The organism is Neorhizobium sp. LMR1-1-1.1 (genome assembly GCF_040675795.1).
Classification (GTDB): domain Bacteria; phylum Pseudomonadota; class Alphaproteobacteria; order Rhizobiales; family Rhizobiaceae; genus Neorhizobium; species Neorhizobium cellulosilyticum.
The window spans coordinates 284081-295468 of sequence record NZ_JBEGHE010000001.1 but is presented as its reverse complement, the minus strand read 5'-3'; the positions used below and the strand labels follow the sequence as shown (position 1 = coordinate 295468).

Below are 11388 nucleotides of genomic sequence, written 5' to 3'. Positions count from 1 at the left end.
GCGACAAATCTCGCCGCAGCCACATTGGCTTATCTCGGCAGCGCATAGGCGATCACGTAATCGCCCGGTGTCGTCCCGACCGACCCATGACCACCGGCAACGATGACGACGAACTGGCGACCGTCCTCCACCGCATATGTCATCGGCGTCGCCTGCCCGCCCGCCGGCAACCGGGCTTCCCAAAGCTGCCGGCCATTGGTCAGGTTATAGGCTCGCAGGTAATCATCCACAGCTGCACCGAGGAAAGCGACGCCGCCCTTGGTGATCATCGGCCCGCCGATCCCCGGCACGCCCACCTTGAACGGCAGGGGCAGAGGCGTCATGTCCATGACGGTGCCGTTGCGATGCTTGTAGGCGATCTCTCCGGTGCGCAGGTCGGCACCGGCAACATAACCCCATGGCGGCGCCTGGCAGGGGATTTTCAGCGGTCCGAGGAACGGCCCCATGAACACGCCATAGGGTGCGCCGTCATTGCGATTCAGCCCCTGCTCCGATCCCTTTTCGTCCTGCCCCTTCGGCGGAATGTCGGCACGCGGCACCAGTTTCGAAGTAAAAGCGAGGTAGGTCGGCATGCCGAACATCACCATCCGCTCGGGATCGACCGCGACCGAACCCCAGTTGAACGTTCCGAAATTACCGGGATAGACGATCGTGCCGTTGAGCGACGGCGGAGTGTACTGTCCCTCATAGTTCATCTGCTCCAGCCGGATGCGGCACACCATCTGGTCGAACATGGTGACGCCCCACATGTCCCGGCCTTCCAGCGTGCGCGGCCGGAAATTCAGCGCCGAGATCGGCTGTGTCGGCGAAGCGTGATCCTCGAGGATCGTGCCGCCCGGCGCCGGCTGCTCGGTGACGGGAATGATCGGCTCGCCGCTGCGACGGTCGAGCACATAAATATCACCCTGCTTGGTGGGGCCGACCAGCGCCGGAACGACGGTATTGTCCGGCTTGGTGATATTGATCAGCACCGGCTGGGCCGGCACGTCCATGTCCCACAAATCGTGATGCACCGTCTGGCGCACCCACTTGTCTGCACCGGTATTGATGTCCAGCGCCACGATCGACGACGAGTATTTCTCGACGTTTTCCGAACGGCCCATGCCGAGCTGGTCCGGCACCTGGTTGCCGAGCGGGATGTAGACGAGACCGAGTTCCTCATCGACCGAGAAGACCGACCAGCTGTTCGGCGAGTTGGTCGTATAGGTCTGCCCTTCCGGCAGCGGCTGGGTCTGGCCCGGATTGCCCGAATCCCAGTTCCATATCAGTTGCCCGGAATTGACGTCGAAGGCGCGGATGACGCCCGACTGCTCCTCAGTCGAATAATTGTCGTTGACCGCCCCGCCGATGATGATCTTGTTGCCAACGATCGCCGGCGGCGATGTGGAATAATAGTAGCCGGCGGGATTGTATTTCATGCCCTTTTCGAGATGCAACGTGCCGCCCTCTGCAAAGGATGCGCAGACCTCCCCGTTCTTCGCATCGAGAGCGATCAGCCGTGCATCCGCAGTCGGCAGGTAAACACGCTCGGCGCATGGCGCCCCAGCTTGCGCGGCCTGATCCCGGTAATAGCTGACGCCACGGCAGGTCTGATGCTGCCGGTCGGGATTCATCCCCGAATTGGCGTCGTATTTCCAGATCTGTTTGCCGGTCGCCGCATCGAGCGCGATCGCCAGATTGTGCGGCGTGCAAAGATAAAGGGCGTTGCCGATTTTCAGCGGCGTCACCTGATAGGTCGTCTCACCGACATCGTCTGGCCGTTTCACGTCGCCGGTCTGGTAACGCCAGACCTCCTGCAGTGAGCCGACATTGTCGACATTGATCTGGTCGAGCGGCGAATAACGCTGACCATAGGGCGTGCGGCCATATTGATGCCATTCGCCATCCGGCACATTGCCGCCGAGCACAGGCGCTGCCGCAACCTTTTCTTCCGGCAGATCGCCGCTCTGGCCGAGTGGATCGAAGAACATCGAGACGACTGCAATGACGACAGCAGCCAATACCGCAAGAGCAAGCGGCTTGGCGCTTGCGCCATAACGTGCGCCCGTCGGGCTGATGAAGCCGAGCGGACGGCGGATCCACGGCGTGAGCAGCCACATGCCCAGCAGAATGATCACTCCGCCGCGCGGGCCGAGCTGCCACCAGTCGAAGCCGACCTCCCATATCGCCCAGACGAGCGAGGCAACGACGATCACTGCATAGACATGCAGCGCCAGAAGCTTGCGGGCGATGAGAAGCACCGCGACGATGAGGAAGCCAAGTCCGCAGAGAAGATAATAGGCGCTTCCGCCGAGTGAAAGCAGGTATGCCCCGCCGCCTGCAAGCGCGATCCCCATCAGCGCGATGATGATTGCCGTGATCCGAATAGCCATGAGCACCCTCGTCATGTCTCGATAAAGCGGCAGAAGGCCCTCTGTCCGCCCGCGCCCTGGACCTGACCCTCCGGTGAATATCCGAACCGGCCCCGCGCAAAAGGTAAATTAGGAGGAACAGTTGGAAAGGACAGAGGTTGGAACACTCAATGCGAGAGGATTGTACCAATCATCGCGAACAGATCGGAACTGCCGCCTTGAAAACCTCATGGCCCCCCTATGTCTTTTCTTGAAGTGAGGGAGTTTTCAGACAGCATGCCCTATGAACTTTATTATTGGGACGGCATTCAGGGACGAGGAGAATTTGTCCGTCTGGCCCTCGAGGAGGCCGGCGCCAAATATATCGACAAGTGCCGCAGCTCGACCGGCACGCAGGCGATGATGGAGTTTCTCAAGGGAAGCCACGGCCATGACCAGACGCCTTTCGCCCCACCCTTCCTGAAGGATGGCGAATTGGTCATCTCGCATGTCGCCAATATCCTGTTATATCTCGGCCCGAAGCTCGGGCTTGTTGCTGACGACGAAAAGAGCCGCCTGATCACGAACGGGCTGCAGCTGACGATCACGGATTTCATTGCAGAAATCCATGATACGCACCATCCGATCAGCACCGGCGACTATTACGAGGACCAGAAGGCGGAAGCCAAGGCCCGTTCAACCGCCTTCATCAGGGATCGCATCCCGAAATTCCTCGGCTATTTCGAACGGATGCTTCCCACCAATCCGGCAGGCAAAGGCTTCATCGTCGGACATGGCCTCACCTATGTCGACCTGTCACTGTTTCAGGTAATGGAAGGCCTGCACTACGCATTTCCAAAGGCGATGGGGGCTGCGGAGAACGACTATCCGCACCTATCTGCTCTTCGTGACCGGGTCGCCGAACGTCCGTCCATTGCGGCCTATTTGAAATCCGAACGTCGCCTTCCCTTCAGCGAGTCCGGAATTTTCCGTCATTATCCCGAACTCGACCTGACGAGCTGATTCTATTCGATGACCGCGCAGGCAAGGCGCTTGCCGGCGTTGCCGGAAGGTTGGCCGGAATAATCGTCGGGTCCGGCATGGATCATCAGCGCCCTGCCCTTGATGGCACTGTCACCATCTTCCAGCGTAACACCCGTATTGAACACATGCGCCCTGAGCGTGCCGTCGGCCGGCACATACTGGTTCGGCATGTCGCCGGCATGCTGGCCGTTTGCGGCAAGATAGCCGTGTTCCTTATTCGTGGGGTTGAAATGACCGCCTGCCGATTCATGGCCGGTCGTATGATCGCAGGTCCCTGTCTGATGCACGTGGAAGGCAACCCACTGACCTGCCGGCAATCCGCTGATTTCGGCAGCGATCATTACGCCGGCTTTCGTACCGGTAAGGTCCGCTTTGCCGATCTCCTTGCCATCTGCGCCGATAAATCTGGCCGTTGCCTTCGAAGCATCCTGGCTCATTGCCATGCTCGGCAGGGTGATGGCGGCAGCTGCGAAAGCTGCAGTCAGCAGATATTTCATGGTTTCCTCCTGGTTTTATGCGGCGGGCCGTCAGCCCGTCTCTTCCCCCAGTTCCTGCAGGATCTGGTGGCGAGCGCGATTGAGCCGGCTCTTGACGGTACCGACCGCGCAGTCGCAGATTACTGCCGTCGCTTCGTAGCTTTCTCCCAGGATCGCCACCAGCGTCAGCACTTCGCGGTAATGCGGTGGAAGCTTCTGCAACGCACGCTGCACTTCACGCGCCCGCGCCGCCATTTCCTGTGAAGCCGCGATCGGCGTGTCGCCCGACACATTCTCCTCGATCCCCGGCGCCTCGCGCCCGAGAATTTTGGATCGTGTATAGAAGGTGTTGCGCATGATCGTGAAAAGCCACGACTTGAGCCTGGTACCACGCTCGAACTTGTCGAGATTGGCGAGCGCCTTCATCAGGGTTTCCTGCACCAGATCATCCGCATCCGAGGGGTTGCGGCAGAAGGTGCGGGCAAATGCGCGAAGAGCCGGTATAAGCCTGACAATATCTTGACGAGCAGGGTCACCGTTCAACTGTGAGTCAGACACCGTTGCCTACCTCTCCTTACTCATCAGGGCTGAATTGACGGGTGGCAAACGCATGCATTCGCCTTTTGGTTCCGAAAACTCGGGACCTGTTTTGCCGTGGCGGAACAAAGCCCACCCGCCGCCCGTTTTTATCTTCGGGACCATTCAAGCACAGGAGACGAGATCATGGGCATGAACAACGGCTCACCGAACACGACATCGCGCGACGATAGCCAGAAGCGGGTCGAGAAATCCGCACGCGAGAAAGGAAATAAGCAGGATCTGGAGGAGCAGCTGAACGAAGGGCTGGAAGACACCTTCCCGGCAAGCGATCCGGTTGCCACCAGTACGACGTCCATTCCGGCCGGCACGCCAAAGCCGCCGAAACATTGAGACAGGGCATGCCCTGAACGGGCGGGCGGCACCGCAAGCCGCCCATTATTTTCGTTTGTATTCATCTGTGACATTTTCGGGATTTTGGGACGACCGGTCTTGCTGTATGGAAGTCTGCTATAAACTTCACATCTGGATATCGGTTGCCGGGTCTGCGTGCGGCGCCTCTGAACCTAGGGGTCGGAATGGCGAAGGAAAATGCTCAGGTCGATGAGCGCGAGGCAAGAATGGGACGCCGCGTCAATGGCAAGGTCTCAAGCCTTTTGACGGAGATCGAGAAGGAAGACATTCCCGATCGACTGCTTGACCTCGCCCGACAGCTGCAGACTGCGCTTAACGACAAGCTCGCACGATAAGCCTTTTCGGACAGACCACCTCCCTCTTTGTCCGCAACCGTACAGACGCGGAACTAACGCCGTCTTCCCGCAGTTAGATCGCCGCAATGTCAATCGGACAATCGATAGGGAGAACCAAGATGGCGACGTCAAAGACGCTGGACGACCTTTTCTACGAAACCCTCAAGGACATTTATTACGCTGAGCGGCAGATCGTGAAGGCGCTGCCGAAAATGGCGCGTGGCGCTCAGGACCCTAAACTGAAGGCTGCTTTCCAGACCCACAGGGAAGAAACCGAGGGTCAGATCGAGCGGCTGAAACAGATTTTCGAAACCCTCGGCAAACGCGCCCAGGGCAAGACCTGCGATGCGATCGAAGGCATATTGTCGGAAGGCGAGGAAATTCTGGACGAATTCAAGGGCACGCCCGCTCTCGATGCCGGCCTTCTTGCCGCCGCCCAGGCGGTCGAACACTACGAGATCAGCCGATATGGCACACTTCGTGCGTGGGCTCTGCAGTTGGGCATGAAGGATGTTGCAAAGCTGCTCGATGAAACGCTGCAGGAAGAATCCAGCACTGACGAACTGCTGACCAATCTCGCCGAAGGCGCCGTCAACGCAGCAGCGAAGAAAGCCGCGTGACGAGACAAATGCTTGAAAAAGCAAAGCCCGGATCACTCCGGGCTTTGCTTGGTTCAACGATAAGCAACCGGTCCTATCCCGGTACCGGGGGGCTGCATCACGGCGGCAATGTCGATTGGCAGCATATTCCCGTTAAGGGCCTGGCATCTGAAGATACGGCCATCGCGTCTGCCACGCGTTGCGAGGTGAGTTCGGGCCGCATCAAGCGCTAATTCGTAACTGTGATAGAATGACGCGGATTGAACGCCATCGATGACATAGACCCATCCGGTCGCATGAGGCATTATATCGCAGTAGTTGTGCATGACGATCATCTCCTTCCCGATAACGGAACCGAGCAACAGCGCAAAGGTTCCAGCATTTCGGGAAGAATTCGACTGATGGATTGCAATGTCTTCACGCGACATTGCAGTTTTTAACATTTCCTCGGAACTTTTTTGCAGTGCATGAGTTTTTCGATTTGGGCAATGGAGACGATGATGGCGGCTTCTCAGGAAAACTGGATCAAGCACAGAGCGTATCAATTGTGGGAGCAGGAGGGGTATCCTTCCGGCAAGGACATGGAGCACTGGGAGCGGGCAAAGCTGGAATATGCAACGCTCAAGCCCACGGCAGGGGAGACTGACGCGCCGAAGAATGGCGCCGCGGTAAAGGCTCCGAAGGCAGCAGAAGCTAAACCGGCCAAGGCAGGCCCGGCAAAGACGACAGCCACGAAAACGACCAAGACTGCCGCCCCCAAAGCGGAAAAGAAGACGGACAAGCCTACGACGGCCGCTAAGGCCGACGCCAAAGCTAAGGTTCCGGCTGCCGCTGCTGCGGTAAAACCGGAGCAAACCAAGAAGCGTCCCAAGAAAGCGGACGCCGAATAGGCTCTAACGTCAGAGCCAATTTTAAACACCGGAATGATGCAGTAACCGGCGACCCTGTCGCCGGGCAATTCTTTTTGTATTTTTATGGGATGAGGATATGGGCTCGAAAACCGGCACGAATGCAACTCCCCGACATTCATGCAACCGGCCAAGCAACCGGTTTGTTCGCCAGAGCCTGGGACCGTTCGCCGGAACTATCCGGTCTCAAATGCGAAAACCGGCACATTTTGACAAATCGCAACGCGATCACGCGATCTTGCAGGACACGAGCCGATGAGTGCTTATGTTTCGATCGACACACATAATACCCTCTATCCCCGGCGGCGAAATCGAGTAGGCTTTGATTCTGTCGCGGCCCAGGGGGAAAGTGCCAAGATGAAGATATTGTCGGTCACGTCGGAGATCTATCCGCTGATCAAGACCGGCGGACTGGCAGACGTAACCGGTTCGCTTCCCAAGGCGCTTGCACCGCTCGGGATCGAAACCACATCGCTCATTCCCGGTTATCCAAAGGTGATGAAACAGCTTGGCCAATCGACCACGCTGATGGAATTCGAAGACCTTCTCGGCGAGAAGGCAACGCTTAGACACGGCTCGGTCGAAGGTCTCGATCTTCTGGTGCTCGATGCCCCTGCCCTCTACGACCGCCCCGGCGGCCCCTATGTCGATCAATTCGGCAAGGATCACGCGGACAACTGGAAGCGGTTTGCCGTCCTTTCACTCGCCGCAGCCGAGATCGCCGCAGGCGCATTGCCCGGCTGGGTTCCCGACCTCGTCCATACCCATGACTGGCAGTCGGCAATGACTTCGGTTTACATGCGCCAGAACGGCTGCAGCACCCCGGTTGTCATCACCATTCACAACATCGCCTTTCAGGGGCAATATTCCGCCGATCTGCTACCTTGGCTTGGACTGCCGCCGGAAGCCTATTCCATCGACCAGCTGGAATATTTCGGTGATATCAGCTTCCTGAAAGGTGGGCTGCAGACGGCCGATGTGATCACCACAGTCAGCCCGACCTATGCCCGCGAAATCCTGACACCGCGTTTCGGCATGGGCCTCAACGGCGTGCTCAACGAACGAGTGGAAGTGTTGCGCGGCATCGTCAACGGCATCGATCTTGATGTCTGGGATCCGGCTACCGACGAATTCCTGCCTCAGACCTTCGACATAGCCACCCTGCGCCGCAAGCGTGACAACAGGCAGCCGCTTCTCAACCGTTTCGGCCTCGATCCTGACGACAGGGGACCGATCTTTGCCGCGATCAGCCGTATGACGTGGCAGAAGGGCATCGACATGCTGGCCGAGACGGCGGACGAGGTGATCCACAACGGCGGCAGGGTCATTATCGTTGGTGAGGGTGACCACGACATCGAACAGGCACTGCTGGAAACGGCAGCACGTTATCCCGGTCGCATGGCAGTCCATATCGGTTATGACGAACCGACCGCGCATCTCGTCCAGGGCGGCGCGGACGCGATCGTTCAGCCCTCGCGTTTCGAACCTTGCGGCCTGACCCAGCTATACGCCCTGCGTTACGGCTGCGTACCCGTCGTCTCGCGCACCGGCGGACTTTCGGAAACCATCATCGATGCCAATGACGCGGCCATGTCCGCGCGCGTGGCAACCGGCTTCCAGTTCCATCCGGTAACGACCAACGGCCTGCGGCTGGCGCTCAGGCGTGCACTCCATGCTTACGAGCAGCCAAAGATGTGGGCGCGGCTGCAGAACCAGGGCATGAAGACGAAATTCTCCTGGGAGCGCAGCGGCCAGCAATATGCCGCCGTCTACCGCAGCCTCGTCCAGAAAGCCTCGCCGAACACAGGCCTGCGACGCCTGAAATTCTGGTGAGATCGGGCCGGGCGGAAAAGCTTACCGCTTCAGAAACCAGCCCATCCACCGCAAAAGATGCGGCAGGATACCGAAATACATGGTCGGAACGATCAAGACGGTGGCGATGAACATCTTCAACAGGAACGGGATGTCGGCGAGCCACGGGAAGAGGAAATAGACATAGAATGATGCGGTGGGAAAGATCCCCATCCAGATGACGAAGGCCATGCGCCAGCGTGTCGGCGGCTTGGGCGGAAGGGCGAGACCCGTTGCCGAAAACCACAGATCCTCGGTATTGAAGATGCGGTATTCCGGCTGATGGTCTGAAACCTGTTTCAGCCGCTCGTGCCATTCATGCGAAACGTCGGACTGGCGCCATTCATCAAGATCCGCCTGTGTGGCGAAAACCTGGACGATATGGAATTCCTCGCCTTCGACCCGCGGCGGGATCAATGTCGAAAATCTGTAACCCTTCGACTTCGACGAAGCTTCCAGCATGCCACGCGCAAGCTCTTCATACTGCGTCTCGTAACCGACATTGGCGCGCCGATGGACGATACGCGTCACCTGGGACATCTGGCCTGATCCTTGTTGAGAGGCCAGATCCGGGAGGGGTTACGCTCCATGGAGCGGAAAAAGGAAATGGCGCGGTAGGGTGTTCGACTGCTAGGAAAGCAGGAAGCCCTTGTCAACCGGACAAGGGCTCAACCCGTGCGCAAGGCTTCAAGGCCGCCTGAACAGGGCCAGGCTTCGACCTTCCAGTTCGAAATCCTTTTCCTTGGTGATCGTAAGCCCGCGTTTGGCGCTGTCGGATGTGGTCAGTTCCAGCACCCAGCCGCCCTCCCCGAACTGGGGGATACGGAAGGGGACGTTGCCTTCGAACGGATTGCACAAGAGAAGTACGTCGTGCCAGACGCCTTCTTCTTCCTGCAGGTCGCCGCGGCCGATATAGACCCCGAGCGTTGTTCCCTCGTCCCATTGGTCCGGCTGCTGGAAACCGCCGCCGGCATTGAACCACTTGATATCCATGCCGTCGCGCCAGTTCTCGCGGCGCAGGAGCGGCTGCTCGGCCCTGAGCTTGATCACCTGGCGGGTGAACTCGCGCAGTTCCTCGCAGGTTTCCGGCAGGTCGTCCCAATGGACCCAGGAAATCTCGCTGTCCTGCGCATAACCATTGTTGTTGCCCATCTGGCTGCGGCCGAACTCGTCACCTGCAAGCAGCATCGGCGTGCCGTGGGAGAAGAACAGCGTGGCGAGAAAATTGCGCTTCTGCCGGTCGCGCACGGCATTGATGCCTTCGTCCTCGGTCGGCCCCTCGGCGCCGTAATTGTAGGACCGGTTGTCGTTATGGCCGTCGTTATTGTCCTCGCCGTTGGCCTCGTTGTGCTTCTCGTTATAGGAGACGAGGTCGTTCAGCGTGAACCCGTCATGAGCCGTGATGAAGTTGACGCTCGCCCACGGCCGGCGGCCGCGCTGGTCGTATAGATCGCCCGAGCCGAGCAGGCGTGCGGCGAAATCTGTCGAGACATTGTCGCCCTTCCAGTATTCGCGCACCGTGTCGCGATATTTGTCGTTCCATTCGGCCCAGCCGGGCGGAAAGCCGCCGACCTGATAACCGCCCGGACCGATGTCCCATGGCTCGCCGATCAGCTTCAGCTTGGAGAGAACCGGATCCTGCGTCATCGCGTCGAAAAAGCCGCCGCGCTGGTCGAACCCTTCCGGCTCGCGGCCCAGAATGGTGCCGAGATCGAAGCGGAAACCATCGACATGCATGTGTTCGGCCCAGTAGCGCAGGCTGTCCATCACCATCTGCAGCACGCGCGGATGGGAGGTGTTCACCGTGTTCCCGGTGCCGGTGTCGTTGATGTAATAACGGTGATTATCCGGCAGCGTGCGATAATAGGAGAAGTTGTCGATACCCTTGAACGACAGCGTCGGTCCAAGCTCGTTGCCTTCCGCCGTGTGGTTGTAGACCACGTCGAGAATGACCTCGATGCCGGCATCGTGGAAGGACCGCACCATATCGCGGAACCCCTGGATACCGCGCGGACCGTAATAACGTGACGCCGGCGCGAAAAAACCGAGCGAATTATAGCCCCAGAAGTTCTTCAGCCCCTTGTCGAGCAGGTGCTGGTCGTCGGGGAACCAGTGGACCGGCAGAAGCTCGACCGAGGTAATGCCAAGGCTCTTGATATAATCGACGGAAGCCTTGTGGCCCATACCCTCGAACGTGCCGCGCAACTCCTTCGGCAACGCCGAATTGAGCTGGGTAAAACCTTTCACATGGGTCTCGTAGACAACGGCCTTCGGCCAGGGGACATTGGGACGGTTCTGGTCCTGCCAGTCGAATGCATAAGGATCGATCACCTTGGCCTTCGGCGTGAATGGCGCGCTGTCGCGCGTATCGAAGGTGAGGTCCTTGTCCTCGTGAAGGAGATCATAGGCGAAATGCGCCTCGTTCCACTCGATATCGCCGACAAGCTCGCGAGCGTATGGGTCGATCAGAAGCTTGCTCGGGTTGAAACGATGGCCGGCCTCCGGCTCGAACGGACCATGGACGCGAAACCCGTATAGCGCACCAGGCTTCAGCCCAGGCACATAACCGTGCCAGATTTCGTGCGTATATTCCGGCAGGTCGAGCTTGGCGATTTCGATCTTTCCGCTCGGATCATACATGCACAGCTCCACCCGTGTCGCATGGGCCGAGAAGATTGCAAAATTGACGCCCTCACCATCGAAATTGGCGCCGAGCCGTGTCCAGTCGCCGGATTCGATCGTGAACTGATTGCTCTTCATGTCCATGCAACGCCCCTTTGTGGTAAGATCGCCATCGAGAAAATCTGCCCTACAATCGTGCAGCGCGGCATTTGGTTCCGCCTTCGTTTGCGCGGAACGAGATCGGCGCCAGGATCGTTCTCCGCTTCGCGTCC

At 58.8% G+C, this 11388-nt stretch carries 11 protein-coding genes; 6 read left to right on the top strand and 5 right to left on the bottom strand.

All coding sequences use genetic code 11. The annotated features are described in order from the left end of the window. Window positions 1-29: 29 nt before the first annotated feature. Window positions 30-2372 (bottom strand): glucose/quinate/shikimate family membrane-bound PQQ-dependent dehydrogenase, encoded by a 2343-nt coding sequence (locus MRBLMR1_RS01240; protein ID WP_183685271.1) that lies wholly within the window; start codon window positions 2370-2372, stop codon window positions 30-32. 255 nt (window positions 2373-2627) lie between these two features. Here MRBLMR1_RS01240 and MRBLMR1_RS01235 point away from each other — a divergent pair, with 255 nt between their 5' ends. Next, entirely contained in the window at window positions 2628-3353 is a 726-nt protein-coding gene (locus MRBLMR1_RS01235; RefSeq protein WP_148143100.1) for a glutathione S-transferase, read from the top strand. Window positions 3354-3355: 2 nt separating this feature from the next. Here the strand turns inward: MRBLMR1_RS01235 and MRBLMR1_RS01230 are convergent, their stop codons facing one another. Together MRBLMR1_RS01230 and MRBLMR1_RS01225 are read right to left on the bottom strand one after the other, a co-directional pair. Continuing rightward, complete coding sequence (locus MRBLMR1_RS01230) at window positions 3356-3871, bottom strand: superoxide dismutase family protein (RefSeq protein ID WP_148143099.1); 516 nt, start codon at window positions 3869-3871, stop codon at window positions 3356-3358. Window positions 3872-3901: 30 nt separating this feature from the next. Further along, on the bottom strand, window positions 3902-4408 hold the full coding sequence (locus MRBLMR1_RS01225; RefSeq protein WP_343062176.1) for a sigma-70 family RNA polymerase sigma factor: 507 nt from the start codon (window positions 4406-4408) through the stop codon (window positions 3902-3904). A 165-nt stretch (window positions 4409-4573) separates the two neighbouring features. Here MRBLMR1_RS01225 and MRBLMR1_RS01220 point away from each other — a divergent pair, with 165 nt between their 5' ends. The 5 genes from MRBLMR1_RS01220 (at window position 4574) to glgA (ending at window position 8476) form a co-directional block, all read left to right on the top strand. Continuing rightward, on the top strand, window positions 4574-4780 hold the full coding sequence (locus MRBLMR1_RS01220) for a hypothetical protein (protein WP_148143098.1): 207 nt from the start codon (window positions 4574-4576) through the stop codon (window positions 4778-4780). A gap of 185 nt (window positions 4781-4965) precedes the next feature. Further along, window positions 4966-5136, top strand: coding sequence for a hypothetical protein (locus MRBLMR1_RS01215; protein ID WP_183685317.1), 171 nt, complete (start codon window positions 4966-4968; stop codon window positions 5134-5136). Window positions 5137-5255: 119 nt separating this feature from the next. Next, entirely contained in the window at window positions 5256-5756 is a 501-nt protein-coding gene (locus tag MRBLMR1_RS01210; RefSeq protein WP_148143097.1) for a YciE/YciF ferroxidase family protein, read from the top strand. 479 nt (window positions 5757-6235) lie between these two features. Further along, entirely contained in the window at window positions 6236-6625 is a 390-nt protein-coding gene (locus tag MRBLMR1_RS01205) for a DUF2934 domain-containing protein (protein WP_183685272.1), read from the top strand. A 375-nt stretch (window positions 6626-7000) separates the two neighbouring features. After that, window positions 7001-8476 (top strand): glycogen synthase GlgA, encoded by a 1476-nt coding sequence (glgA, locus tag MRBLMR1_RS01200; protein ID WP_148143094.1) that lies wholly within the window; start codon window positions 7001-7003, stop codon window positions 8474-8476. A gap of 21 nt (window positions 8477-8497) precedes the next feature. Here glgA and MRBLMR1_RS01195 read toward each other — a convergent pair whose 3' ends face one another. Both MRBLMR1_RS01195 and glgX read right to left on the bottom strand, forming a co-directional pair. Continuing rightward, window positions 8498-9034, bottom strand: a complete 537-nt coding sequence (locus MRBLMR1_RS01195) for an antibiotic biosynthesis monooxygenase (RefSeq protein WP_148143093.1) — start codon at window positions 9032-9034, stop codon at window positions 8498-8500. 147 nt (window positions 9035-9181) lie between these two features. Further along, a complete protein-coding gene (gene glgX, locus MRBLMR1_RS01190) occupies window positions 9182-11260 on the bottom strand; it encodes a glycogen debranching protein GlgX (protein ID WP_210297832.1) in 2079 nt (692 codons plus the stop codon). Between the last annotated feature and the right edge of the window lie 128 nt (window positions 11261-11388).